Consider the following 25,121-nt stretch of genomic DNA (forward strand, 5'->3'; position numbering starts at 1 on the left):
TCGCGGGAGAGGGTTGGGGTGAGGGTCACCCCGCGTTGGCCAAAGCCACGCGCAGCCCCCTCACCCTGGCCCTCTCCCCGCGGGGGAGAGGGAAAAGACGCTACTTGTAGTAGCCGCCCTTCTTCATCTCACGCTCGGCCGCTGTCTGCGATGTCTTCAGCGCCTGCTCCACCGTGACCTTGCCCGACAGCGCCGCGCTCATCTGCTGGCCCACGGCCACGCCGATGGCTTGGAACTCGGGAATAGCCGCGTACTGCACGCCCACGTACGGCGACTTGGGCAGCGTGCTGTCGTTCGGGTTGGCCGAGTCGATCGCCTTCTTCTCGGCATCGGCGAACTTCGCGACCTTCTGGAACTCGGGGTTGGCATAGGTCGACTTGCGCGTGCCGGTGGGCACCGTGTTCCAGCCGGTTTCCTTGGCGACCAGCTGGATGTAGTCCTTGGACGTGGCCCACTTGATGAACTTCTGCGCCGCATCGTCCTTGGTGGAACTGGCCGGGATCGCGAGGTTCCACGACCACAGCCAGTTCGCACCCTTGGGCGTGACAGCAACCGGTGCCTGTGCGTAGGCCACCTTGTCGGCGACCTTCGACTGCTTGGGATCGGAGATGAAGGAAGCGGCGATGGTCGCATCGACCCACATCGCGCACTTGCCTTCGTTGAACAGCGCCAGGTTCTCGTTGAAGCTGTTGGCCGACGCGCCGGGCGGGCCGTTCTTCTTCATGATGTCGACGTAGAAGGTGATCGCGTCCTTCCACGGCTTGGTATCGATCTGCGGCTGCCACTTCATGTCGAACCACTGGCCGCCGTTGGTGTTGACCAGCGTGGTCAGGAAGGCCATGTTGTCGCCCCAGCCCGGCTTGCCACGCAGGCACATGCCATAGACGCCTGCCTTCGGGTCGTTGGCCTTGTCGGCGAATTCCTTGACCTGCGCCCAGGTCGGTTGGTCGGGGATCTTGATGCCGGCCTTGTCGGCCAGGTCCTTGCGGTACATGAGCATCGAGCTCTCGCCGTAGAAGGGCGCGGCGTACAGCTTGCCGTCCATCGACAGGCCGCTGCGGATGGCGGGCAGGATGTCGTCCACGTCGTAGGCGGCGTCGGTGGCGATGGGCTTGAGCCAGCCCTTCTTGGACCAGATCGGCGCTTCATACAGGCCGATGGTCATCACGTCGAACTGGCCGCCCTTGGTGGCGATGTCGGTCGTCACGCGCTGGCGCAAGGTGCCCTCTTCCAGCGTGACCCACTTGAGCTTGATGTCCGGGTTGGCCTTCTCGAAGACCGGCGTCAGCTTCTGCATCTCGATCATGTGGCCGTTGTTGACGGTGGCGATGACCAGTTCTGTCGCAGCCTGGGCGAGCCCGGCGCTGGCCAGCGCAACGACAAGGCCGGTCTTGATGAATCGCTTCATGGTTTGTCTCCAGTTTGGGTTGGGCGGCCCCCACGGCGCCTGACCCGAATTCTGGAGACACACTCATGCGTGCTTGGTACTTGGTTCGTATCGATTGATACCGTGATGCACTGATTGCCTAGTGAAATCCCTAATCAGTGCAATTCAGGATGTAACAGAAGGACATTGCGCGACCATGAATAAAGGACCGCAGTGCGGCCCTTGGTTCAGTGAAGGCAGTCGGTCAGGCCAGGAGTTCGCCGTGCGCGTTGGCCTCGTTGGAACCCGACTGCACCCGGAAGTAAATCAACACGATGATGCCGACCAAAGGGATCAGCACGGTCCCACCCGCCGCCACAGCTCGGCACCGACCAGCACCATGTCGGCCCCAGGTTTGAAATCAGTACGGCGAGTCGACCAGCTTCGTCGCCTTGGCCCTGCCGCCCGAGAACCAGCTCATGCGCTCGCCGGGGATGCGACCAGGTGCACATTCTCCAGATCGCGCGCTTGATTTGCCCGCTTCAATTGCCAGAGCTGTTGCTCGGTCGTTTCGCCCGTAGCCTTGGAGGAATTCTGGTTCGGCAAGATGGAGACCCTCTGCGATACAAACTGGCCGGCATCCTCCGTTGATTCTCCAAGTCGCGCCCAATGCTCGACCTGCTGTGCAGCAGAGCGAGACATCAGGCCTTTTTGCCGAGCGGAAATGAAGAGGATGGAGCCGGCGCGAATGGAATTCGAGGACATGGCAAGCGCAAGGCCGAACTGTCCCGCTCAGACGGGCCGGAGGCGCTCCAAGAGGCCGGCCGTCGACGCATCCAGCCCACTCGTGTCACCCGAAGCCAGCCGCGGCTCGATGTCCTTCGCCAGCACCTTCCCCAGCTCCACGCCCCACTGGTCGAAGCTGTTGATGCCCCACAGCGCGCCGCTGGTGAACACGCGGTGCTCGTACATCGCGAGGAAGGCGCCGAGCGCTTCCGGCGTGAGCTTCTCGAACACGAAGAAGGTGCTCGGCCGGTTGCCCGGGAAGTTCTTGTGGCCGCCCGCATCGGCCTTGCCCTGCATCAGCGCCTGGGCCTGCGCCAACGCATTGGCCAGCAGCTTGTTGTGATGCCCTTCGAGGTCGTGCGAGGCATCGCGCACGGCCACGAATTCGAGCGGCGTGACGTCGGTGCCCTGGTGCAGCATCTGGAAGTAGGCATGCTGGCCGTTGGTGCCGGGCTCGCCCCACAACACGGGTGAAGTACCGTAAGGCAGCGGCTGTCCATCGGCATCGACCTGCTTGCCGTTGCTTTCCATTTCGAGCTGCTGCAGGTAGGCCGGGACGCGCTTCAATGCGCTGTGGTACGGCGCGATGCTGCGGCTCGTGAAACGGTGGAAGTTGCGATACCAGACGTCGAGCAGGCCGAGGCGCACCGGCAGGTTCTGCTCCAGCGGCGCGGTGCGGAAGTGCTCGTCCATCGCATGGGCGCCGGCCAGCAGGCGGCGGAAGCCGTCCGAGCCGATCGCCAGCGCGATCGGCAGGCCGATGGCCGACCACAGCGAATAGCGCCCGCCCACCCAGTCCCAGAAGCCGAAGGTGGTGTCGATGCCGAAGTCCTTGGCCGCCTTGACGTTGGTGGTGAGGGCGGCGAAGTGCTTCGACACGTCGAGCCGACTGGACTGCTCGAACCAGCGCTTGGCCGAGATCGCATTGGTCATCGTCTCGGCCGTGGTGAAGGTCTTCGACGCGATGAGGAACATCGTGTGCTCCGGCGCGAGGCCCTTGAGCACGCCTGCCAGTTCGTGGCCGTCGACGTTGGAGACGAAGTGGAAGCGCTTGCCGCGCGCGACGAATGCCTCCAGCGCCAGCACCGCCATCTGCGGGCCGAGGTCGGAGCCGCCGATGCCGATGTTGACCACGTCGGTGATGGTGTGGTCGGCGCGCACCTGGTCGGCGTACTTGAGCATCGCGTCGAGCGTGGTGTGCACGTCGCGCAGCTTGTCGTCGGTGCTCGATGCATCGGCCGGCGCGCGCAGCAGCGTGTGCAGCACGGCGCGGTCTTCGGTGTTGTTGATGTGCTCGCCGGCGAACATCGCGGCGCGGTGGGCTTCCAGGCCGCATTCGCGGGCCAGCGTCATCAGCAACGCCTCGGTGGGCGCGTCGATGAGGTTCTTCGACAGGTCGCCGAAGACGTGGGGGGCTTCCTGGCTCAGCGCGGTGAAGCGGCCGGCGTCGCTGGCGAAGGCTTCGCGCAGGTCGAGGCTGCGGCCCTTGCTGTCGTAGTGCGCTTGCAGCTTGGCCCACGACGGGGCCTTGTCACACCGAAGCGCCGCGCTCATGCGGCACCCATGAGCTTTTCGAGCTTGACCGCATCGGCGGCAAACGCGCGGATGCCCTCGGCCAACTTCTCGGTGGCCATCGCGTCTTCGTTCAGCGCGAAACGGAAGCTCGCTTCGTCGAAGCTCTGCTTGGGAATGTCGAGCGACTTGGCGGCCTTGGCATCGAGCGCATGGGCCAGCGGGGCGTCACTCGCGGCCAGTTCGGCCAGCAGTTCGGGGCTGATCGTCAGCAGGTCGCAGCCCGCCAGCGCGGCGATCTGGCCGGTGTTGCGGAAGCTCGCGCCCATCACCTCGGTCTGGATGTCGTTGCGCTTGTAGTAGTTGAAGATCTCGGTCACCGACTTCACGCCGGGATCGTTGGCGCCGGCACTGGCGGCTTCGTCCCATTTGGCACCGGCCGACTTTTTGTACCAGTCGTAGATGCGGCCGACGAAAGGCGAGATCAGCTTGACGCCCGCCTCGCCGCAGGCCACCGCCTGCGCGAAGGAGAACAGCAGCGTCAGGTTGGTATGGATGCCCTTCTGCTCCAGCGCCCTGGCGGCCTGGATGCCTTCCCAGGTCGAAGCCACCTTCACCAGCAGGCGCTTCTCGGTGTCGATGCCTTCGGCGCGGTACATCGCGACGATGCGCTCGGCGCGGGCGATGGTGGCGGCGGTGTCGAAGGAAATGCGCGCATCGACTTCGGTGGACACGCGGCCCGGGATCAGCGTGAGGATCTCGGTGCCGAAGCGCACCAGCAGGCGGTCGATGACCTCGTCGATCGGCTTGCCCGCATGCTTCTTGACCGACTCGTCGAGCAGCGGCCGGTATTCCGGCTTCTGCACCGCCTTGAGGATCAGCGACGGATTGGTCGTCGCATCCTGCGGCTTGGAGGCGCTGAGTTGCTTGAAATCACCGGAGTCGGCGACCACGGTGGTCCATTGGCGGAGGGCATCGAGTTGGTTCATCGGGGCATTATGAAACCTCCGTATGCAGTCGGCATGTACGTTCATGCCCGTGTCCCTGCGCTTTCCGGCGGATTGCGGGTCGTCGTTTGCGGCCAGCGCGCCGACATCGGCTGTGGTCCACCGCTGACGGCCCTCGCGGCGCAGGCGCGCAACATGAGAGCTTCGACTTCCGAGGAGCCACCCCATGTCATACCGTTCCGCGCGCCGCCGGGCGCCTGAGTCCGTCACGCCCGCAGCCTTCGATGACCAGTACACCAGTTCATCCATCGGCACGCTGGCCGCTGCGTTTTGCGTGGGCGGCGCGCTGACCCTCTACGCGTTCAACCAGGCGCGCAAGGCGCGTATCGCCCTGCCGGCCGGGCCGGCCGACGGTGCGCCGCTGATGCGCGCGCCGCTGCAGGTGGTCGCTCCCGTTGATTTGATCCGCTACGCCGGCCTGTGGCACGAACAGGCCCGCCTGCCCAACCGCTTCGAGAAGAACTGCGATGGCCCGGTCACCGCGGAATATTCGCTGCGCGACGATGGCACGGTCGAAGTGCGCAATCGCTGCGAGATGGCCGATGGCACGGTCGATGAATCGATCGGCACGGCGCGCGTCGTTCCGGTGGCGGGGCAGCCCGGCGCTGGCCGCCTGGAAGTGCGCTTTGCACCCGAATGGCTGTCCTGGCTGCCGATGGTGTGGGGCGACTACTGGATCCTCAAGCTCGACCGCGACTACAAGGTGGCACTGGTCGGCACGCCGAACCGCGACTACCTCTGGGTGCTGTCGCGCGCACCGCAACTGGACGCGGCAACGATCGAGGCCGAACTCGAATACGCCCGCACGCTGGGCTTCGATGTGGACAAGGTGGTTCGCACCGGGCAGGCGCGGCCTGTGCTGGAGATCGCGGCTGCTTGACTTTGGCGCTGCCGCTCCGACGTTGCGGCGCGCGACCGCGGCAACGGTACCGGTGATTAACATGCCAAAACTGGCGTTGTAGCGTGCTGGGTAGGTGCGGGATGCTCGCACCCATGAACAGCACCACCCTCCCCCGCTCCGGCCCCTTGGCCGGCGTCCGCATCCTCGACATGGCCACGGTGATCGCCGCGCCGTTTTCCGCCACGCTGTGCGCCGACCTGGGCGCGGACGTGGTCAAGCTGGAACTGCCCGACGGCAGCGACGCGCTGCGCGGCCTGGCGCCGGTGAAAAATGAGCACGCCCTGCACTGGAAGGTGACCAATCGCGGCAAGCGCGGCATCTCGCTGGACGTGCGGAAGCCCCAGGGCCGCGAGTTGTTCCTGCGCCTCTTACCGCAGTTCGATGTGCTGGTCGAGAACTTCCGCACCGGCACCTTGGACCGCTGGGGCCTGGACATGGAGACGCTGCATGCGGCCAATCCGCGGCTCACGGTGCTGCGGCTCACCGGCTTCGGGCAGACGGGGCCTTATGCCGGCCGGCCGGGCTTCGCGCGCATCTTCGAGGCGATGAGCGGCTTCGCGCATCTCACCGGCGAGGCCGATGGCAGCCCGCAGCACATGAACTATCCGGTCGGCGATGCGGTGGCGGGCCTGTTCGGCGCCTTCGCGATCGCGTCGGCGATGGTGGAGATGCGCCAGCACCCAGAACGCGCAGGACGCGAGATCGACCTGTCCGCGACCGAAGCGCTGATGCGCGTGCTGGAGACGCTGGCGGTCGAGTTCGAGCAACTGGGACAGGTGCGCCAGCGCGCGGGTTCGCGGGCCACGTACACCGCGCCATCCAACATGTATAAGAGCGCGGACGGCGTGTGGGTGACGGTGGTCGGCTCATCGGACGCCATCTTTCGCCGCATCTGCGAGGCCATGGGCCGACCCGAGTTGCCGGCCGACCCGCGCTTTGCCACCAACCCGGCGCGCGTGCGAAATCTTGACGAGATCGACGGCCTGGTTTCCGCTTGGTGCGGCACGCTGGACTTCGCATCGCTCTCGGCTGCGCTGCAGCGGCACGAGGTGCCGTTCAGCAAGGTCTACGGCATCGACGACGTTCTGGACGACCCGCACTTCCAGGCACGCGAGGCCATCATCCGACTGCCGGACGAGCAACTCGGCAGCGTGCCCGCGCCGTGCATCGTGCCGCGCTTTTCAGGCGCCAGCGGAGACGCACCACGCACCGGGCCGGCGACGGGCGAGCACAACCGGGCGGTGTTCTCCGGAATGGGTGTGAGCGATGACGAGTTGCGGGCGCTGGAGGCGGACGGCGTGATCTGACAGTGCGCCCGGCCCGGCTGTGGCTGGGTGTGTCACCGATGACGGTGACAAGGCAACGGGTCCGATGACAACATGCGCTCGTGCACATCGAGCAGGACACGTTCACGGGAAAGCGTGCACATCGAGGCGATTTCAATCCACAGACGCCCCGAACACGGCCGCCTCCACCTCGCGCACCAACGTCACCAGCCGCCCCGCAAGCTCTGCCCGCAACGGCGGCACAGGCCGCCCCCGCAGCGCCACGGTGCAGTTGAACACCACGATCTCCGCGTTCACCGGCCGCGCCATCGGCACCGCCAGCGCCAGCCGGTCCGGCCGCAGGATGCCCGGACTGGTGCAATAGCCGAGTTGCCCGAAATCACGCAACGCCTGCCGCACTTCCGCGATGCGCTCGGCATGCAGCTTGGGATAGAGCGCCTTGATCTGGTTGAGCGCCTTGTCGCGCTCCTCGGGCGCGGCGCGGGCCAGCCAGGCGCGGCCGTTGGCGCTGACCATGATCGGGAAGGCGGCGCCGATGTCGATGGGCGGCGCGCTGTCCTCTTCGGAGCGGCAGGTCTCCATGTAGACCATGCTGGTGCGATCGCGGATGCTGATGCCGACCATGCCGCGCACCTCGTCGGCCAGCCGCTTGATCATCGGGCGCACGAGCTGGCGCAAGTTCATGCTGGCCAGCAGCGGATAGCCCATCGACAGCACCGGCGCGCCGAGGCGGTACTTGCCGAGCGCCTTGTCGTGGCGCAGGTAGCCGAGCTGCGCCAGCGTGTAGGCCAGGCGCGAGACGGTCGCCTTGTCCAGCCCGGTGCGCGCAACGAACTCCTTGTTGCCCAGCACGCTTTGCTCCGGCGTGAAGCACATCAGCAGCTCCAGCCCGCGCGCGAGGGTGTTGGCGAACTGCTTGTCCTGCGCAGCGGCGTTCGTGGAAGCGTTCATGGGGTAACGGCCCCCGCAAGCCAGGCCTGCTCCACCTCGCGCACCATGCGCACGAGGCGCGGGCCGATGACCGTCTCCAGCGTGCGGGGGCCGAGTTGCACGGCCGGCACGCCGCAGTTGAAGACCATCGTTTCGCCATCGACGGGCACACGCATCGGCACGCCGACCGCATGCACGTCCTTCTGCCAGTCGCCGAGGCCAAGGCAAAAGCCCCGCTCCGGAAACGCCTCCAGTTCGGCGAGCACCGCGCCACGTTGCGCCTTCCACGCGGCAGCATGTTCAGTGCGGATTCGGTGCAGCATCTCCTCGCGCAATTCAGGCGCCGCACCGGCCAGCCAGGCGCGGCCGATCGAGGTGGCCCAGACCGGCATGGCGCCGCCGATATCCGGCCGGAAGGCGATGCCGTCGTGCCCCCGACAGGTCTCGACATAGACCATGTGGGTGCGGTCGCGCAGCCCCAGCGACACCGAGCCACCCGCCTCGCTCGCCAGCGCCTGCATGAAGGGCCGCGCCACTTGGCGAATCGACAGGCTGGCCAGCAATGGATAGCCGGCGGCCAGCGTCGCAGACCCCAACCGATAGCGCCGGGCCTGCGCGTCGTACTTGAGGAAACCCAGTTCGCACAGCGTGTAGGTCAACCGCGAGACCGAGGCCTTGGAAAGCCCGGTGCGTTCCGCCAGCTCACGGTTGCCCAGCGCCGGCTCGCTCATCTCGAAGCTGGCCAGCAGACGCAGCCCGTTGGCCAGGCTGGTGGCGAACATCTGGTGCGGGCGCTCGGCCGGGGCGGGAGGCATCTGTTTAATCTAGCAAAACAAGCGTACCGGCGAAACGCGGCCATCCCTAGACTGCCTCCCAGCCGTGCGCACCCGATGGCGGCATCAACAGGAGACACCCCGTGATCCGTGACCCCCAGGGCTTCGAGACCTACCTCGCCAACCTGCGCCGCTTCTGCCGCGAGCGCCTGATGCCGCGCGAGGCCGAGGTGGCCCGCAACGACGAAGTGCCGGCCGACTTGGTCGCCGCGATGGCCGAGCAAGGCCTGTTCGGCTACTCGATCCCCGAGGCCTACGGCGGCGCCGGCATGACGACCGAGGAACTGGTCTGCGCGGCCATGGAGCTGTCGCAGTGCTCGGTGGCCTTCCGCGCACGCGTCGGCACCAACACCGGCATCGGCTCCGAAGCGTTGGTCGTCGATGGCAACGAGGAGCAGAAGCGCCGCTACCTGCCGTCGATGGCCTCGGGCGAACTCACCGGCTGCTTCGCCCTCACCGAGCCCGGCGCCGGCTCGGACGCGGTAGCGCTGCAGTCCACCGCCATCCTCGACGGCGACCACTACGTGCTCAACGGCACCAAGTGCTTCATCACCAACGCACCCATCGCCGGCCTGTTCACCGTGATGGCGCGCACCGACAAGTCCAAGCCCGGCGCGGCGGGCGTGTCGGCCTTCCTGGTCGAGCGCACCACGCCGGGGCTCAGCACCGGCACCCCGTACGCCAAGATGGGACAGGCCGGCTCGCCCGTGTCCGAGGTGCACTTCGACAACTGCCGCGTGCCCGTCAGCCAGCGCATCGGCGCCGAGGGCGAGGGCTTCCGGATCGCGATGCGGGTGCTGAACAAGCAGCGCATCCACCTCGCCGCGCTGTGCATCGGCCCGGCCATCCGCATGCTGGACGATGCCGTCGCGCACACCGCCAACCGCCAGCAATTCGGCCAGCCCGTGGGCGCCTTCCAGCTGGTGCAGGCACTGGTGGCCGACTGCCAGACCGAGATCCACGCCGCACGCGCATTGGTACTGGAGACCGCACGCAAGCGCGACCAGGGCCTGGACGTGACGATGGAGGCTTCGATGTGCAAGTACTTCGCCTCGGAAATGTGCGGCCGCGTGGCCGACCGCTGCGTGCAGATGCTGGGCGGCTACGGCTTCATCGCCGACAACAGCATCGAGCGCTTCTACCGCGACGTGCGACTGTTCCGCCTGTACGAGGGCACCAGCCAGATCCACCAGCTCAACATCGCGCGCCGCACCTACGCGGCGGCAGGGCACGACATCAGGGGATGACCCAGCCCCGAATGCAGTTGCAGCCGGGCACAGTCGCATCCGCCAGCCAAAGCATCCATCACAGAAAGAGACAAGCCACATGCACCGCAGAACCCTGATCGCCGCCTTCGCCACCACGCTGCTGGCCTCCTCCGGCCTTGCGCTCGCGCAGGACCCCTACCCCAGCAAGCCGATCAGGATCATCGTCGGCTTCGCACCGGGCGGCTCGGCCGACATCGTGGCGCGCCTGATGGCCGACAAGCTCGGCACCGAGCTCAAGCAACCCATCATCGTGGAGAACCGCGCCGGCGCCGGCGGCAACATCGGCGCCGAGGCGGTCGCACGCGCCCCCGCCGACGGCTACACCCTGCTCATGGCATCGACCGCGCAGATCGTCATCAACCCCGCGCTCTACCGCAAGATGCCCTTCGACCCCATCAAGGACCTCGCGCCGGTCTCGCTCATACAGAACGAGCACAACCTGATGGTGGTCACGCCCGGCATCGGCGTGAAGACCCTGCCGGAATTCATCACCTATGCCAAGGCCAACCCCGACAAGGTGACCTTCGCTTCGCCCGGCAACGGCTCGCCCGCGCACCTGGCCGGCGAACTCATGAACCAGATGGCCGGGCTGAAGATGGTGCATGTGCCGTACAAGGGCACCGCCCCCGCCATCACCGACCTGCTGGCCGGCAACGTGACCGTCGCCATCGACAACATGCCGGCGTACATGCCGCACGTGAAAGCCGGCAAGTTGAACGGGCTGGCCTTGGCCAGCGAGCGACGCGCCACGGCGGCGCCCGACACGCCGACCGTCTCCGAAGCCGGCCTGCCGGGCTACGTGGTGACGGCCTGGAAGGGCCTGATGGCGCCCGCCGGCACGCCGCGCCCCGTCATCGACAAGCTGCATGCCGCCGTGGTCAAGGTGCTGGCCATGCCCGACGTGCAGAAACGCATGATCGACCTGGGCGCAGAGCCGGCCGGCACCACGCCGGAGCAGTTCGCCCAGTTCATCCAGGCCGAGACGAAGAAGTGGGGCGCCCTGGTCAAGTCCACCGGCGCCGTCCTCGAATGACCCAGGACGCCAACCCCTTCGCGCTGACCGGCCGCATGGTCGAGCTGCGCGACCGGGTGCGCGAATTCGTCGAGCGCGAGTGCATTCCGCGCGAAAGCCCCGCGCTTGCGCATGACGTCGAGGCGCTGGACGAAGCGATGCGCACGCTGCGCCCGCTGGCCCGCGAAGCCGGCATCTACGCGCCGCAAGTGCCGGTGGAACTGGGCGGCCTCGGGCTCAGCTGGCGCGAGCGCGCGGTGGTGCTGGAAGAAGCCGGCCGCAGCTTCCTGGCGCCCGGTGCGATGAACTGCGCGCCGCCCGACCAGCCCAACATGATCAACCTGCTGCGTCATGGCACGACGGCGCAGAAGGACCAATACCTCGCCCCGCTGATCCGCGGCGACATACGCTCCTGCTTCGCCATGACCGAGCCCGCCCCCGGCGCGGGCTCCGACCCGTCGATGCTGCGCACACGCGCACGGCGGCGTCCGGGCGGGGGCTGGGTCATCGACGGCCACAAGTGGTTCATCAGCGGCGCGGTCGGCGCGGCCTTTGCGCTCGTGCTGGCCCAGACCGACGAAGGCGCGACCACTTTCATCGTGGACACCGACAACCCCGGCTACCGGCTGGTGCGCAACATCCCCGGCCTGGGCGGCTTCCAGATCGGCGGGCACGGCGAGATCCGGCTCGACAACTGCGAGGTCGACGACGTCGCGGTACTCGGCGAAGTGGGCCAGGGCCTGGCCGATGCGCAGTTGCGCCTGGAGCCGGCAAGGCTGTCGCATTGCATGCGCTACATCGGACGCGCCTCGCGCGCCATGAGCATCGCGCAGGACTACGTCAACAAGCGCAGCTCCTTTGGCGAACGGCTGGCCGACCAGCAGCAGATCCAGGCGATGGTGGCCGACTCGCACATCGACCTGCATGCCTGCCGCCTCATGACCTGGCACACCGCCGCGCTCATGGACGCGGGCGAATCGGTGCGGCACGAATCGGCGATGACCAAGGTCTTCGTGTCCGAGGCGGTCTTTCGCGTGGCCGACCGCGCTGCGCAGATGATGGGCGCGCTGGGCATGTCGGAAGACACGCCGGTGGCCCTGATCTTCAACGAACTGCGGCCCTTCCGCATCTACGACGGCGCCACCGAACTGCACCGCGCCACGCTGGCGCGGCGAATCCTCAAGGGCGACCTGCGCGCCTGACCTCCTCTCACTCGAAACCATCCCCATGTCACAACACTTCAAAGCCCTTCGCCTGCTGGCCGGTGAGACCGCGCCGGTGCGCAGCCTCTGCGAACTCACAACGTCTGACCTGAGCCCGGGCGATGTCCTCATCGAGGTCGCGTACTCCAGCATCAACTACAAGGACGCGCTGGCCTCCAAGGGGCTCAACGGCATCATCCGCACCTGGCCGCGCATCGGCGGCATCGACCTGACCGGCACGGTGCTGGAGTCAGAGGACGCACGCTGGAAGGCCGGCGACGAAGTGGTGGTGCATGGCTTCGGCATCGGCGTCGACCATGACGGCGGGCATGCGCAGAGGGCGCGCGTGTCGGGCGACTGGTGCATGCGCATTCCGAACGGCTTCAGCCTGTTCGATGCCGCCGTGCTGGGCGCGGCCGGCTACACCGCGGGCTACTCGCTGCACCTGATGGAACTCAACGGCCTGGCGCCCGAGCAAGGCCCGGTGTTGGTCACCGGCGCGACGGGCGGTGTGGCCAGCGTCGCCATCGACATGCTCTCGCGGCGCGGCTACAAGGTCACCGCGATGAGCGGCAAGCCCGAGGCCGTGCCGTATTTGCAGTCACTTGGCGCCAGCGAGGTCATCGGCCGAATCGACCCGCAAGCGAAGCCCAAGCCGCTGGAGAAGGGCCAATGGGCCGGCGCAGTCGATTCGGTCGGCGGCGACACGTTGGCCTGGCTCACGCGGACCGCCCTGCCCGGCGGCGTCATCGCGGCCTTCGGCAACGCCGGCGGCGCGGAACTCAACACCACCGTGCTGCCCTTCATCCTGCGTGGTGTGAGTCTGCTCGGCATCAATGCCAACTCGCCGATGCCGCTGCGCGAAGTGGTGTGGCAGAAGATGGCGAACGAATACCGGCCCGCGCACCTGGCGAAGATTGCGCATGTGATCGGGCTGGAAGACCTGCCGGAATGGCTGGACCGTACGCTGGAAGGCAAGGTGCGTGGGCGGACTGTGATCGATATGCGGCGATAGACGCCCCGCATTGCCTGGCTTCGCGACAACGAAGGAGCACCTCGGGTTTCGTCCGACCGGGTTTGTCACGATGGCGTGCAACGCGCGATTCTGAGAACTTTGCAGCACTACAACAATGTCACGGGAGGACATCATGAGACGACTTAAGGCTGCTGCACCCCATATTCTTCTGGCTTGCGCGCTGCTCCTTGGCACCACGCAAGCTGATGCATACATAAGAGAGGTGATGATCAAGCACAAGTTCAAAGACTCGTGGGGACAGACCTGCACTTTCTACACGTCCTTGACGATCTCGGATACCGGTGTGCAGAGCGCCACCGTCCTTTTGCTGGACTGCAGTTACTTCAACGCCAGTATCCCGGACAAGGGACCCGCGCGCCTGGAGGGCGCACAGGCAGAGGCGATGGCCAAAAAGTACATCCCGGAGGCTGAGTACCGGGCGCTCATGGCCAAGGTTAACCGCGAGGCCCTCGCCGCGTCTGCCGCAGCACGGGCTGAGTCGATGCCCACGCGCGAACTGCACGCACCCTCCGCAAAGATGCGGCAGCCCGACCGCTACCTGCCTTGCAAGGAAGGTGAACGTCCGCCGTGCGATCGGCCTGCTCTTGTCGTACCCGGTACTGGGCGCCAATAGCAAACCGAACAATTCCTGGGTCATTCCCCGACGCGCTCTTGGGATTGCTTGATCGGACGCTGCAGTTCAGGACGCGGGGGCTGACCGGCTTCCTTGTCCTGCGCCGAAGCGTTGGAGGTCTCAGCCTCCAACGGGCACCACGGACACCCCGTGCGTGCCCAGCGTCAGCGTCGTCTCCGCCCCCACGCCGAACTTGCGCGCCAGGTCGGTCGACACCACGAACACCGGCCCCAGCGCGGTGTCGAATCCATACTCGTAGTAGCCACCCAGATACGCGGCCTTGCGCAGCGTGGCGGGCAGACCAGCCGGCTCGCCGATCACCCAGGCCTCCGGGCGCACCGCAACCTTCACGGGCCCCGGCGTCGCAGAGTGACGCGGCGCCAACAGCAGCGGCCCGAGCACCACCCGCCCATCCGCCTGCGCCGTCGCCGGGAACACCGACGCCTCCCCCATGAAGCCTGCGACGAACTCGCTCTCCGGCCGACTGTAGAGTTGCTCCGGCGTGCCGGTCTGCGCAATCACGCCGTGGTCCATCACGATGATCTGGTCGCTCACCGCGAGCGCTTCGCTCTGGTCATGGGTCACATACGCCACCGTGAGTCCCAAGCGCTGCTGCAATCCACGGATCTCCTCGCGCATCTCGCGGCGCAGGCGCGCGTCGAGGTTCGACAGCGGCTCGTCGAACAGCAGCACGGCCGGCTCCAGCACCAGCGCGCGCGCCAGCGCCACGCGCTGCTGCTGCCCGCCCGACAACTCGCTCGGCAAGCGCTCGTCGAAATCCACAAGGCCCACGCTCGCAAGCGTCTCCCGCGCGCGGCGTGCGATCTCGTCCTTCTTCACGCCGCTCATCTTCAGCCCATAGCCCACGTTCTCGATCACGTTCATGTGCGGGAACAGCGCATAGCTCTGGAACATCATGCTCACGTTGCGCTCGGCCGGCCCCAGCGTCGTCACGTCGCGCCCACCCATGAGGATCGCGCCCGAAGTCGGCGACTCCAGTCCCGCGATCATGCGCAAGGTGGTCGTCTTGCCGCAGCCCGACGGCCCCAGGATCGTGGTCAACGTCCCCACCGGTACCTCGAAGCTGATGCCCTTCACCGCCAGCGGCGCCGACGGGTCTGTGCCGTAGCGCTTGGTGACGTTGCGAAATTCGATGCCGTTGCTCATGAAGACAAACTCCAGATTCGGACTTGACCCTACACAAAGGACGCAAGGTTCCGCGAAGGATGCAAAAGAAAACCAAGGAAGACTTCATCGTTTTTTTGGCATTCCTTTCGCGCCCCTCGCGTAACCTTCGCGTCCTCTGCGTACGGAAGTCCGTATTCCTACTGCGCCACCACAGGCACCGGCACAGCCCTGCGCCGCCCCAGCTTGCGCTCGCCCACCACGAACTGGATCAGCGCGATCGCCGCCGACATCAGCACGATCAGGACCGTGCAGTACGCCAGCGCCACGCCATAGTCGCCATTGCCCACACGCCCGATGATGTACGTGGTCGCCAGTTCGTTCTCGGCCGTCACCAGGAAGATCACCGCGCTCACCGTCGTCATCGCGCGCACGAAGCTGTAGACCAGCGCCGCCACCAGTGCCGGCTTCAGCAGCGGCAGCACGACACGGAACAGCGTCTGCGAGGTCGACGCGCGCAGCATCAATGACGCTTCATCCAGCGACCGATCCAGTTGCTTGAACGCCGCCGTGCCCGCCCGCACACCCACCGGCAGGTTGCGGAACATGAAGCACAGAACGATGATCAGCCCCGTGCCCGTCAACTCGAAGGGCGGTACGTTGAACGCCAGGATGTAGCTCACCCCCAGCACCGTGCCCGGAATCGCAAACGCCAGCAGCGCACCGAACTCGAAGACCCCCTGCCCCTTGAACTCGTTGCGCGCCAGCAGCCAGGCAATCAGCAGGCCCAGCGCCGCCGTGATCGGCGCCGAGATGCCCGCCAACTTCAGCGTGGTGATCAGCGAGTTCCACGCCGTGCCCGCCCACACCAGCCCGAACTGCCCCCACTCCAGCGAAAACGCCGTCCTGAAGTGGTTCAAGGTCAGGCTGTAGTCACGCCCCCAGGTCTGCACGAAGCCACCCGCAAAGGCGAAGAGGTACACCACCAGCGTGAACACGATCCAAGGAAACGCAATGGCATACACAGTGCGCCGCACGCCATCCGGCAAAGCCATCGCAATGCCCGAATCTCCCTTGCCGCTCACCGTCGTGTAATTCTTCTTGCCGAGCACGCTGCGCTGCAAGGCGAACACGCCGAGCGCAAAGATCGTCAGCACCCAGGCCAGCGATGCCGCCCGCCCCTGGTCGTACTGCGCGCCGACGATCGCAAAGAAGATGTCCGTCGACAGCACCGAGAACTGCCCGCCCACCACCACTGGATTGCCGAAGTCCGCGATGCTCTCGATGAAGCCGACCAGGAAGGCATTTGCCAGCCCCGGCTTCATCAGCGGCAGCGTGACCGTGAAGAAGGTCTGGCGCCGGTCCGCATGCAGCATCTGCGCGGCCTCTTCCATGCTCGGTGCGATGCCCTGCACCACGCCGCGCATGATCATGAAAGCAATCGGCGTGAAGGCGAACAACTGCGCCACCAGCACGCCCTGCATGCCGTAGAACCAGCGCGTCGGTTCGATGCCGAAGGCGGACTCAAGCAACTGGTTGACCACCCCCGCGCGCCCGAACAGCAGGATCAGCCCCAGCCCCACCACAAACGGCGGCGTGATGATCGGCAGCAACGCCAGCACACGCAACGGCGTCTGCCAACGCTTGCCGCCGCGCTCCGCCATCAGCGCCATCAGCGTGCCGAGCAAGGTCGTACCGGCGGCAGTGAGCAAGGCCAGCACCAGTGTGTTCCACGCCACGCCACAGCGCACGCCGCCCGCAACGCAGCCGAGACCCCAGATCCTTTCCGTGAAGACACGCGCCGCAAACGCCGCCAGCGACCACTTGCCGTCCTCGTCGAAGAACGCCCCCGACAGCGCCTTGCTGACGGGATAGGCGATGAACAGCGCCATCGTCACACCGCAGCCGATCACCGCGCCCGCAACGAACAAGTCGCCCTTGAAGTACCCCAGCCGAGCCAGGCCAAACGCGAACAGCAACACCAGCGCCGCAATCGCCACGAAGCCCCCAGCCCCGATGCCGAACTGGTTGACCGACAACTCGCCGAACGCTCCATTGAGCGCCGCCACGCTCCACCCACGCGCGCCGATGGTGAAGCCGGTCACCGCCAACCCAAGCGCGCCGATCAGCCCACCGACGAGCAACCATCGTCCTTGCGCACGCCCAGGCGCAGACATCGCACCGACGCCACAAAGCACGAGCCCGGCCAAACCCGCCAGCAACCAGCCACGCCCCTGCAGCAACCCCTGCAACAACCCATTCGCCGCATCCCCATCGCTGAAGATGCGCGGCAAGGCTTCATACCAGCTTGTATCCTGGATCGCATACCAGGGCAGCAGCAGATAGCCGACGAGGCCCGCCGCAACGCAGAAGGCGATCGCGGCGTTGGGCTTGCGCGTCACAAGGCCGATGCCTGTCTATCGCGGCAGCGAGTTGACTTCCTTCTCCCAGCGCCCGATGAGGCGCCGGCGCTCCTCGCTCTTGCCGTACTTCGCGTAGTCGTAGTTGATCATCTTGATCTTCTTGAAGTCGGGCACGTTGGCATCGACGGGCGTGGCCTTGTTCGACGGCAACTGGTACTGCTTGGCATTGGCGCCGAAGGTCTGCGCCTGCGGTGTCAGCGCCCATTCATAGAACTTCTTCGCCTCGGCCAGGTTGCGCGCACCCTTCACGACGCTCATCGAGCCGATCTCCGCGCCGGTGCCTTCCGATGGCGTCACCGTCTCGACCGGAAAGCCCTGCATCTTCTCCTGCGGCGCGTCGTGGATGAAGCTGATCGACACCGCCGTCTCGCCGCGCGCCACCGCCTTGATCGGCCCGACGCCGGTGCGGGTGTACTGGCCGACGTTCTTGTGCAGGCCCTTGAGGTAGTCGAAGGCCTTCTCCTCGCCCATCAGTTGCACCAACGTCGCGATCATCGTGTAGGCCGTGCCGCTCGATGCGGGGTTCGCCACCTGGATGTCGCCCTTGTACTCGGGCTTCAGCAGGTCGGCCCAGCTCTTCGGGATGTCGAGCTTTTTCTTCTTGATCAGCTCGGTGTTGTAGCCGAAGCCGAGCGGCCCCGAATAGATGCCCACCGTCTTGTACCCCGACTGCTGCGCCTGCTCCTGCGCCCACGGATAGAGCTGCGACAGCGAAGGCGATTTGTATTCCAGCGTCAGGCCCAGTTCAGCCGCCTGCAGGTGCGGATCGCCCGTGCCGCCGAACCACACGTCGGTCTTCGGGTTCTCCTTCTCCGCAATGAGCTGCGCCAGCGCCTCGCCCGAGCCCTTGAGTGCAAGGTTGATCTTGACGCCGGTGGTGCGCGCATACACGGTCGCGATCATGTTGCACCAGTCGGCCTGCACCGAGCAGATGACGTTGACCTGCTGGGCCGAAGCCATGGAAGTCACGCCCAACAGCGCGACCGTGAACAGGAGCTTTTTCATATGATGAATAACTTTGCAAAGAGATGCGCCTCCCCTGGCGTAAATCCAGCTTAGTAGCGCGTCAACGTATCAGTCATCCGTACAACTACCATTAAAGTCGACCTCAAGTATTGGCTTCCCCACCACACGGAAAACCTCATGAGTTTCGATCTCGTTCTGTTCGGCGGCACCGGTGACCTGGCATGGCGCAAGCTGATGCCGGCGTTGTTCCAGGCCTTCCGCCACGGCAGCCTTCCCGCCGGCGGCCGCATCATCGGTGTGGCGCGCGACGACCTGTCGGACGACCAGTACCGCGAGCTGATCCAGTCGCGCTTCAAGGCGGTCGATGGCGCCAAGCGCCCGACCGAAGAAGAGTTCAAGGCGTTCGCATCGATGCTGCACTACCTGCGCCTCGACCTGTCGAAACTGGCCGACTACGCGCGCCTCGCCGACATGCTGAAGTCGCGCGATGCCGACAGCATCATCATGTATGTTGCAACGGCACCGGCACTTTTCACGCAGACCGTCGAGCAGATCGCCGTCGCCGGCCTGAACGGCCCGAAGACGCGCGTGGTGCTCGAGAAGCCGCTGGGCCATGACCTCGCATCGAACCGCGCCATCAACGAGGCCGTCGGCAAGGTGCTGAAGGAAAACCAGGTCTTCCGCATCGACCACTACCTCGGCAAGCCCTCGGTGCAGAACCTGTTCGCGATGCGCTTCGGCAATGCGCTGTTCGAACCGATGTGGCGCCGCGAACATATCGCCAACATCCAGATCACCATCGCCGAAGACCTCGGCGTCGAGAAGCGCGGCGCCTTCTACGACCAGACCGGTGCCCTGCGCGACATGGTGCAGAACCATGCGCTGCAACTGGTCTGCGCGATCGCCATGGAGCCACCGATCAACGCGCATGCCGACGCGATCCGCGACGAAAAGCTGAAGGTGCTGCGCTCGCTGAAGCGCTGGACGCCCGACTCGCTCGGCCTGCATGCCGTGCGCGGCCAGTACACCGCCGGCACCGCATACGGTGAACGCGTGCCGGGGTACAGGGAAGAGCCCGGCGTCGACCCCGACAGCCGCACCGAGACCTTCGTCGCCCTGCGCGCCGAAATCGAGAACTGGCGCTGGGCCGGCGTGCCCATCTACATCCGCACCGGCAAGCGCCTGGCCTCGCGTGATGCACGCATCGAGATCAACTTCCGCCCCGCGCCGCATGCCATCTTCCGCACACCCGCCGGAGTGGCGAACAAGCTGGTGATCAACCTGCAGCCGAAGGACGGCCTCGAACTGCACCTGCTCGCACAAGCGCAAGACCAGCGCGTGACCACCAAGGCGGGAGTGCGCGGCGGCATGCTGCCGCTGGCGCCGGTCCAGTTGGACCTCGACTTCGACAAGCGCTTCGGCACCGAGCGCGTCGGCGCCTACGAACGCCTGCTGCTCGACGTGATCGACGGGCGCTTGAACCTGTTCGTGCGCAGCGATGAACAGGAGGCCGCCTGGCACTGGGTCGAACCGCTGATCGACAGCTGGGGCATGGACGGTGGGCCACGTCCGTATGCGGCGGGTACGTGGGGGCCGAGTGCGTCGAGCGCGATGATTGCGCGTGACGGGTTTGCCTGGGGTGAGGAGCAGTAGCCTCTTGATTCGGGATCGGACATCCGTACGCAGAGGACGCGAAGGTCACGCGAAGGACGCGAAAGAAACCAAAAGATGGAAGCCTGATTTCTTCTTTTCAGATTTCTTCTTCTTGAATCCTTTTGCGTCCTTCGCGGAACCTTCGCGTCCTTCGCGTACGGCCAAGTCCGAATTCAAAGGGACTTAAATCCGCCCCTCCTCCACGGCATGGCACGCCACCTGAGTCCCCTCGAAGGTCTGCAGCTTCGGCCGCTCCGCCGAACACCGCGCATTAGCATGCGGACAGCGCGGATGAAAGGCGCACCCCGTCGGCGGTGACAGCGGGTTCGGCACCTCGCCCTGCACCGGCGTGCGCGCACGGCCCGTCGCGTGCATCTGCGGGATCGCGTCGAGCAGCATGCGCGTGTAAGGGTGCCGCGGCGTAGCGAACAGCGTGCGCTTTTCGGCTACCTCCACAAGGCGGCCCAGGTACATCACCCCCACCTGGTCGCTCACATGGCGCACCACGGCGAGGTTGTGCGAGATGAAGAGGTAGGTCAGCCCGCGCTCGCGCTGCAGGTCCTTCATGATGTTGAGCACCTGGGCCTGCACGCTCACGTCGAGCGCGCTGGTGGGCTCATCGCACACCAGGAACTCCGGCGCGGTCGCGAGCGCACGCGCGATCGAGATGCGCTGGCGTTGCCCGCCCGAGAACTGGTGCGGGTACTTCACCATGTCGTGCGGGCTCAGCCCCACCGACTTCAGCAATTCGCCCACGCGGTCGCGCAGCGCACCCTTCTCCGTCACCAGGCCGTGCTCCAGCAGCGGCTCGCCGACGATGCCCTCCACCTTCCAGCGCGGATTCAGGCTCGCATACGGGTCCTGGAAGATCATCTGGATGTGCTGGCGCAGCGCGCGCCCTTGCGGCGACGCAAAGGTCTCGTGCACATCCTTGCCCGCGAAGTGGACGTGCCCGCGGCTCGGCTTGTAGAGCCCGACCAGCACGCGCGCCACGGTGCTCTTGCCGCAACCGGATTCGCCAACCAGCGCTAGCGTCTGCCCGCGCGGAATCGTGAAGCTGACGCCATCGACCGCATGCAGCAGCAGCCGCGGCTGGCGCTCGATCACGCGGTTGAGCCACGGCGCGGACACATCGAATGTCCGGGCGATGTCATGGGCCACGACGAGAGGCTTGTTCTCGGGCGGCACGTCAAGGTCGATGTGTTCGACGACGGTGGAAGTCATTGCGCGACCTCGATGAATTGCATTTCGGGGCGAGTGTCCGCCGGTGCACGGCTCGGATTCACCGGGAAGCCTCCGCGCTGCGCGCCGCGGTGCGAGCGCCTTCGGAGCGCCCGGGCGGCGGGCATCAGGAAACCTCCGCGCTGCGCGCTGCGGTGCGAGCGCCTTCGGAACGGCCGAGCGGCGGGCATCAGGAAACCTCCGCGCTGCGCGCTGCGATGCGAGCGCCTTCTTAACGGCCGAGCGGCGCTCACGCGACGACTCCCGCACCTTGCGCTGCATCGTGCAGCCAGCAAGCCGCCCGCGTCGCACCCGCCTCAAGGAGTTCAGGCCGCTCGCGCATGCAGCGCTCGAACGCACGCGGACACCGCGGGTTGTACGCGCAACCGTCGGGAATCGCATTGAGCCGCGGCATCGCCCCATCGATCTGGTTCAGCCGCTCGCGCTCGATCGTCATGTCCGGAATCGCCGCCATCAGCCCGCCGGTGTAGGGATGCGCCGGCGCATGGATCACCTCATGCACCGGCCCGATCTCCGCCACGCGCCCCGCATACAGCACGGCCACGCGGTCGCAGGTCTCCGCGATCACACCCATGTCGTGCGTGATCAGCATCACGGCCGCGCCGCGCTCGTGGCACAGGCGCTTGAGCAGCGTGATGATCTGCGCTTGGATCGACACGTCGAGCGCGGTGGTCGGCTCGTCCGCCACGATCAGCATCGGCTCCGCCGCCAGCGCCAGCGCAATCACCACGCGCTGCCGCATGCCGCCCGAGAACTGGTGCGGATAGTGGTCGATGCGTTGCGCAGCACCCGGAATGCCCGTGTCCTCCAGCAGCCCGATGGCCCGCTTGCGCGCCTCGGCCTCGGTCACCGGCAAGTGGGTGCGGATGGTCTCGGTGAGCTGCCGCCCGATCGTGTAGAGCGGGTTCAGCGAAGTCAGCGGGTCCTGGAAGATCGCGCCGATGCGCCGGCCGCGAATGTGCCGCATCTTCGAATGATCGAGGTTGTCGATGCGCTCGCCCTGCAGCAGGATCTGCCCGCTCGCAATACGGCCCGGCGGCTCCAGCAGGCCGATGATGGCCGCACCAGTGAGCGACTTGCCCGCACCCGATTCACCCACCACACCCAGGATCTCCCCCGGCGCGATCGAAAAGGAAATGTCGTCGAGCGCGCGCAGCGTGCCACGCCGCCCCGGGAACTCGACCACCAGGTTCTGCACCTGCAACAGCGGCTGCTTCATCATCCCAACCTCGGGTTCAGCGCATCGCGCAGCCAGTCGCCCAGCAGGTTCACGCTCAGCGCGATCAGCACCAGCATCACGCCGGGAAACACCACGCCCCACCATTCGCCGCTGAACAGGAACTGGTTGCCGTTGCTGATCAGCGTGCCCAGCGACGGCGACGTTGGCGGCACACCCACGCCCAGGAAGGACAACGTGGCCTCGGTGATGATCGCGGTGGCGACCTGCACCGTCGCGATCACGAACACCGGTCCCAGCACATTCGGCAGCACGTGCTTCCTCATGATGCGCATCGACGACACACCCGTGACGCGCGCCGCCTGCACATATTCCTTGTTCCGCTCCACCAGCGTGGAGCCGCGCACCGTGCGCGCGTAGTCCACCCATTTCGTCAGCGAGATCGCCAGGATCAGCACGCCGAAGGCTACCGAATTGGGCGCGTTCGGGAACAGCGCCCGTCCCACGCCCGCGATCAGCAACGCCACCAGGATCGCGGGAAAGGACAGCACCACATCGCAAAGCCGCATCAGGAAGGAATCCAGCCAGCCACCCCGAAAGCCCGCCAGCAACCCGAGCGTCACGCCGATCAGCATCGACAGCAGCACCGACACGAAGCCGACCACCAGCGACACCCGCGAGCCATACATCAGCGCCGACAGGATGTCGCGCCCTTGCTCGTCCGTGCCCAGCAGGTACTTGGACGTGCCCTCTTCCATCCACACCGGCGGCTTGCGCGCATCGCCCAGTTCAAGCGTCGCGAGGTCGTAGGGATCATGCGGCGCCACCCAGCCCGCGAACACCGCGCAGAAGATGCAGATGAACGCGACCACCGCGGCGGCGATCGCCATCGGCGAATGGCGAAAGCTGTAGCCCACATCCCCGTCGAACCAGCGGAACAATGTTTTTTTCATCTTGGATCTCAACCACTCACCGCAAGGTTCGCGCCCACCCTTCAACAACTTCACAAATCAAATGCCAGGACACCGAGGAACCGGCTTGGCCGGGCCTGTGGTATCGCCCCCCCGGCAGGGGGTCGGAGAAGCGCACGCAGAGCGCCGGCCTATGGGGCGACCTGCTTGATGCTCATCCACTTGTACGGCATGTAGTTGTCCGCCATCTGCGTCAGTTCCACCTTCTTGCTCACGCCCCATGCCAGCGTCTGCTGGTGCAGCGGCAGGTGGCCGATGTCGTCGGTGTGCAGCGCAAACGCATCCTTGATCATCGCGTCGCGCTTGGGCTTGTCGGTCTCGGACTGGATCTTCTTGGTCAGTTCGTCCACCTTCGGGTTGCAGTACGCGCCCAAGTTGAACTGCCCCGTGCCGGTCTTGTCGTCCGGACAGGACATCAACGCGCTCAACGCGTTGTGCGAGTCGTAGGTGGTGGGCGTCCAGCCCAGCATGTAGAAGCTGGTGTCGCGCCGCAGGATCTTCGGGAAGTAGGTGCCCTTGGTCTCGGCCGCCAGGTTGATCTTCACGCCGATCTTCGCCAGGTTGGCCGCCACGCTCTGACAGATCTGGCTGTCGTTCACGTAGCGGTCATTCGGGCAATTCATCGTCACTTCGAAGCCGTTCGGGTAGCCCGCCTCGGCCAACAGCTTCTTGGCAGCTTCCACGTCGTACGAAGGCCGCTTGTCCTGCGCCTCCGTCCAACCGTTGATGCCCGGGCCCACCATCAAGCCCGTCGGGCGCGAGGCGCCGCGCATCACCGTCTTCTGGATGCCCACGATGTCGATCGCCTGGTAGAAGGCCTGGCGCACGCGCTTGTCCTTGAACGGGTTCTTGCCCTTCACGCTGGAGTAGAGCAACTCGTCGCGCTTCTGGTCCATGCCGAGGAAGATCGTGCGCAGCTCGGGCCCGCTGATCACGCGTGCATTGGCGCTCTTGTTGATGCGCTCGATGTCCTGCACCGGCACCGGTTCCATCACGTCGATCTCGCCGGAGAGCAGGGCCGCCACGCGCGTCGCCGGATTCGAGATCGGCGTGAAGATCACTTCCTGCACGTTGCCTTCGATCTTGCCCCAGTAGGTGGGGTTGCGCGTGAACACCGTTCGCACGTTCGGCTGGCGCTCGCGCACGCGGAACGGCCCGGTGCCGTTGGCCTTGAACGAGGCCGTGTTCTCGATGCCCTTGCGGCGGTCGACCGGCATCGTCGCCTTGTTCTCCTCGCACCACTTCTTGCTCATGATCATGAGCTGCGAGATCACGTCCGGCAGGATCGGGAACGGGCCCTTGGTCTCGATCTCGATCGCGAAGTCGTTGACCTTTCGCACTTCCTTGATGTCGGCAGTGTTGGTCTTCACGTCCGAGCCCTCGCCCGCCGCACGCGCAAAACTGAAGATCACGTCATCCGCGGTGAAGGGCGTGCCATCGTGAAACTTGACGTTCTTGCGCAGTTCGAAAGTCCAGACCGTGGGCGAGCTCTGCTTCCAGCTCGTGGCCAGCAAGGGCGCCAGGCTCAGGTCCTTGTTGCGTCCGACCAGCGGTTCGTAGGCATTCGCATCGGTGCTGAGCTGCAGCGACTCGTTGAGCGAGTGCGGGTCCAGCGAAAGCGCATCGCCCTGGTTGGCAATGCGGATGGTCTGTGCATTGGCCAGCAGACTCGTCGCGCCCAGCATCGCCAGGACAGCGGCCGTCAGCGCTTTGGACTTGAGACTCATGAAAGACACTCCTCGGTGGGTTGGAACAGAAACTCGTAGGTGGAACGCGGCGCAAGCGTGCGGCCGATGTGGCAGTCAGCCCAAT

Annotated in this window: 21 protein-coding genes; 8 read left to right on the plus strand and 13 right to left on the minus strand. The window is 66.0% G+C overall.

Features of this window, described 5'->3' with window-relative positions:
* Positions 1–100: 100 nt before the first annotated feature.
* The 4 genes from WKW82_RS08000 to tal all read right to left on the minus strand — a co-directional run bounded on the left by WKW82_RS08000 (position 101) and on the right by tal (position 4,653).
* Positions 101–1,408, minus strand: a complete 1,308-nt coding sequence (locus WKW82_RS08000) for an ABC transporter substrate-binding protein (protein WP_340341732.1) — start codon at positions 1,406–1,408, stop codon at positions 101–103.
* A gap of 435 nt (positions 1,409–1,843) precedes the next feature.
* A complete protein-coding gene (locus tag WKW82_RS08005) occupies positions 1,844–2,131 on the minus strand; it encodes a TA system antitoxin ParD family protein (RefSeq protein ID WP_340341733.1) in 288 nt (95 codons plus the stop codon).
* Between the two features lie 27 nt (positions 2,132–2,158).
* Positions 2,159–3,706 (minus strand): glucose-6-phosphate isomerase, encoded by a 1,548-nt coding sequence (pgi, locus tag WKW82_RS08010; protein WP_340341734.1) that lies wholly within the window; start codon positions 3,704–3,706, stop codon positions 2,159–2,161.
* On the minus strand, positions 3,703–4,653 hold the full coding sequence (gene tal / locus WKW82_RS08015) for a transaldolase (protein WP_340341735.1): 951 nt from the start codon (positions 4,651–4,653) through the stop codon (positions 3,703–3,705). The genes pgi and tal overlap by 4 nt, the downstream gene beginning before the upstream one ends.
* Before the next feature lie 184 nt (positions 4,654–4,837).
* On the opposite strand from tal, the gene WKW82_RS08020 reads away from it, so the two are divergent.
* Entirely contained in the window at positions 4,838–5,551 is a 714-nt protein-coding gene (locus WKW82_RS08020; RefSeq protein ID WP_340341736.1) for a lipocalin family protein, read from the plus strand.
* Positions 5,552–5,664: 113 nt separating this feature from the next.
* Entirely contained in the window at positions 5,665–6,879 is a 1,215-nt protein-coding gene (locus WKW82_RS08025; RefSeq protein ID WP_340341737.1) for a CaiB/BaiF CoA transferase family protein, read from the plus strand.
* Positions 6,880–7,011: 132 nt separating this feature from the next.
* On the opposite strand, the gene WKW82_RS08030 is transcribed toward WKW82_RS08025, so the two are convergent.
* Both WKW82_RS08030 and WKW82_RS08035 read right to left on the minus strand, forming a co-directional pair.
* On the minus strand, positions 7,012–7,809 hold the full coding sequence (locus WKW82_RS08030) for an IclR family transcriptional regulator (protein ID WP_340341738.1): 798 nt from the start codon (positions 7,807–7,809) through the stop codon (positions 7,012–7,014).
* Positions 7,806–8,603: an IclR family transcriptional regulator gene (locus tag WKW82_RS08035; protein ID WP_340341739.1), complete on the minus strand. Its 798-nt coding sequence runs from the start codon at positions 8,601–8,603 to the stop codon at positions 7,806–7,808. The genes WKW82_RS08030 and WKW82_RS08035 overlap by 4 nt, the downstream gene beginning before the upstream one ends.
* A gap of 101 nt (positions 8,604–8,704) precedes the next feature.
* Here WKW82_RS08035 and WKW82_RS08040 point away from each other — a divergent pair, with 101 nt between their 5' ends.
* The 5 genes from WKW82_RS08040 to WKW82_RS08060 all read left to right on the plus strand — a co-directional run bounded on the left by WKW82_RS08040 (position 8,705) and on the right by WKW82_RS08060 (position 13,752).
* A complete protein-coding gene (locus tag WKW82_RS08040; RefSeq protein ID WP_340341740.1) occupies positions 8,705–9,868 on the plus strand; it encodes an acyl-CoA dehydrogenase family protein in 1,164 nt (387 codons plus the stop codon).
* A gap of 79 nt (positions 9,869–9,947) precedes the next feature.
* Positions 9,948–10,922 carry a Bug family tripartite tricarboxylate transporter substrate binding protein gene (locus WKW82_RS08045; RefSeq protein ID WP_340341741.1) on the plus strand — a complete coding sequence of 325 codons (975 nt, stop codon included), beginning with the start codon at positions 9,948–9,950 and terminating at the stop codon, positions 10,920–10,922.
* The gene (locus WKW82_RS08050) at positions 10,919–12,103 is read left to right on the plus strand and encodes an acyl-CoA dehydrogenase family protein (protein WP_340341742.1); all 1,185 of its coding nucleotides are present in this window, start codon (positions 10,919–10,921) and stop codon (positions 12,101–12,103) included. The genes WKW82_RS08045 and WKW82_RS08050 overlap by 4 nt, the downstream gene beginning before the upstream one ends.
* A gap of 25 nt (positions 12,104–12,128) precedes the next feature.
* Entirely contained in the window at positions 12,129–13,118 is a 990-nt protein-coding gene (locus WKW82_RS08055; RefSeq protein ID WP_340341743.1) for an oxidoreductase, read from the plus strand.
* Positions 13,119–13,251: 133 nt separating this feature from the next.
* Positions 13,252–13,752, plus strand: a complete 501-nt coding sequence (locus tag WKW82_RS08060) for a hypothetical protein (RefSeq protein ID WP_340341744.1) — start codon at positions 13,252–13,254, stop codon at positions 13,750–13,752.
* A 120-nt stretch (positions 13,753–13,872) separates the two neighbouring features.
* On the opposite strand, the gene WKW82_RS08065 is transcribed toward WKW82_RS08060, so the two are convergent.
* The 3 genes from WKW82_RS08065 to WKW82_RS08075 form a co-directional block, all read right to left on the minus strand.
* A complete protein-coding gene (locus WKW82_RS08065; RefSeq protein ID WP_340341745.1) occupies positions 13,873–14,919 on the minus strand; it encodes an ABC transporter ATP-binding protein in 1,047 nt (348 codons plus the stop codon).
* A gap of 158 nt (positions 14,920–15,077) precedes the next feature.
* The gene (locus WKW82_RS08070) at positions 15,078–17,279 is read right to left on the minus strand and encodes an ABC transporter permease (protein WP_340341746.1); all 2,202 of its coding nucleotides are present in this window, start codon (positions 17,277–17,279) and stop codon (positions 15,078–15,080) included.
* Positions 17,280–17,294: 15 nt separating this feature from the next.
* A complete protein-coding gene (locus WKW82_RS08075) occupies positions 17,295–18,305 on the minus strand; it encodes an ABC transporter substrate-binding protein (RefSeq protein WP_340341747.1) in 1,011 nt (336 codons plus the stop codon).
* Positions 18,306–18,443: 138 nt separating this feature from the next.
* Between WKW82_RS08075 and zwf the strand changes: the two genes are divergently transcribed.
* Positions 18,444–19,919, plus strand: a complete 1,476-nt coding sequence (gene zwf, locus WKW82_RS08080) for a glucose-6-phosphate dehydrogenase (RefSeq protein WP_340341748.1) — start codon at positions 18,444–18,446, stop codon at positions 19,917–19,919.
* Positions 19,920–20,102: 183 nt separating this feature from the next.
* On the opposite strand, the gene WKW82_RS08085 is transcribed toward zwf, so the two are convergent.
* From WKW82_RS08085 to WKW82_RS08100, 4 genes are all read right to left on the minus strand, one after another.
* Positions 20,103–21,143, minus strand: coding sequence for an ABC transporter ATP-binding protein (locus tag WKW82_RS08085; RefSeq protein ID WP_340341749.1), 1,041 nt, complete (start codon positions 21,141–21,143; stop codon positions 20,103–20,105).
* A 247-nt stretch (positions 21,144–21,390) separates the two neighbouring features.
* Positions 21,391–22,380 (minus strand): ABC transporter ATP-binding protein, encoded by a 990-nt coding sequence (locus tag WKW82_RS08090; RefSeq protein WP_340341750.1) that lies wholly within the window; start codon positions 22,378–22,380, stop codon positions 21,391–21,393.
* A complete protein-coding gene (locus tag WKW82_RS08095; RefSeq protein WP_340341751.1) occupies positions 22,380–23,291 on the minus strand; it encodes an ABC transporter permease in 912 nt (303 codons plus the stop codon). The genes WKW82_RS08090 and WKW82_RS08095 overlap by 1 nt, the downstream gene beginning before the upstream one ends.
* A gap of 149 nt (positions 23,292–23,440) precedes the next feature.
* Positions 23,441–25,036, minus strand: a complete 1,596-nt coding sequence (locus WKW82_RS08100) for an ABC transporter substrate-binding protein (RefSeq protein WP_340341752.1) — start codon at positions 25,034–25,036, stop codon at positions 23,441–23,443.
* Positions 25,037–25,121: the final 85 nt, after the last annotated feature.

Source organism: Variovorax rhizosphaerae, assembly GCF_037889975.1.
In the GTDB taxonomy this organism is placed as follows: Bacteria; Pseudomonadota; Gammaproteobacteria; order Burkholderiales; family Burkholderiaceae_C; genus Variovorax; species Variovorax rhizosphaerae.

Coding starts and splice junctions, on each gene's coding strand:
- WKW82_RS08000 (WP_340341732.1), bottom strand. CDS start 1,408: ATGAAGCGATTCATCAAGACCGGCCTTGTCGTTGCGCTGGCCAGCGCC.
- WKW82_RS08005 (WP_340341733.1), bottom strand. CDS start 2,131: ATGTCCTCGAATTCCATTCGCGCCGGCTCCATCCTCTTCATTTCCGCT.
- pgi (WP_340341734.1), bottom strand. CDS start 3,706: ATGAGCGCGGCGCTTCGGTGTGACAAGGCCCCGTCGTGGGCCAAGCTG.
- tal (WP_340341735.1), bottom strand. CDS start 4,653: ATGAACCAACTCGATGCCCTCCGCCAATGGACCACCGTGGTCGCCGAC.
- WKW82_RS08020 (WP_340341736.1), top strand. CDS start 4,838: ATGTCATACCGTTCCGCGCGCCGCCGGGCGCCTGAGTCCGTCACGCCC.
- WKW82_RS08025 (WP_340341737.1), top strand. CDS start 5,665: ATGAACAGCACCACCCTCCCCCGCTCCGGCCCCTTGGCCGGCGTCCGC.
- WKW82_RS08030 (WP_340341738.1), bottom strand. CDS start 7,809: ATGAACGCTTCCACGAACGCCGCTGCGCAGGACAAGCAGTTCGCCAAC.
- WKW82_RS08035 (WP_340341739.1), bottom strand. CDS start 8,603: ATGCCTCCCGCCCCGGCCGAGCGCCCGCACCAGATGTTCGCCACCAGC.
- WKW82_RS08045 (WP_340341741.1), top strand. CDS start 9,948: ATGCACCGCAGAACCCTGATCGCCGCCTTCGCCACCACGCTGCTGGCC.
- WKW82_RS08050 (WP_340341742.1), top strand. CDS start 10,919: ATGACCCAGGACGCCAACCCCTTCGCGCTGACCGGCCGCATGGTCGAG.
- WKW82_RS08055 (WP_340341743.1), top strand. CDS start 12,129: ATGTCACAACACTTCAAAGCCCTTCGCCTGCTGGCCGGTGAGACCGCG.
- WKW82_RS08060 (WP_340341744.1), top strand. CDS start 13,252: ATGAGACGACTTAAGGCTGCTGCACCCCATATTCTTCTGGCTTGCGCG.
- WKW82_RS08065 (WP_340341745.1), bottom strand. CDS start 14,919: ATGAGCAACGGCATCGAATTTCGCAACGTCACCAAGCGCTACGGCACA.
- WKW82_RS08075 (WP_340341747.1), bottom strand. CDS start 18,305: ATGAAAAAGCTCCTGTTCACGGTCGCGCTGTTGGGCGTGACTTCCATG.
- zwf (WP_340341748.1), top strand. CDS start 18,444: ATGAGTTTCGATCTCGTTCTGTTCGGCGGCACCGGTGACCTGGCATGG.
- WKW82_RS08085 (WP_340341749.1), bottom strand. CDS start 21,143: ATGACTTCCACCGTCGTCGAACACATCGACCTTGACGTGCCGCCCGAG.
- WKW82_RS08090 (WP_340341750.1), bottom strand. CDS start 22,380: ATGAAGCAGCCGCTGTTGCAGGTGCAGAACCTGGTGGTCGAGTTCCCG.
- WKW82_RS08095 (WP_340341751.1), bottom strand. CDS start 23,291: ATGAAAAAAACATTGTTCCGCTGGTTCGACGGGGATGTGGGCTACAGC.
- WKW82_RS08100 (WP_340341752.1), bottom strand. CDS start 25,036: ATGAGTCTCAAGTCCAAAGCGCTGACGGCCGCTGTCCTGGCGATGCTG.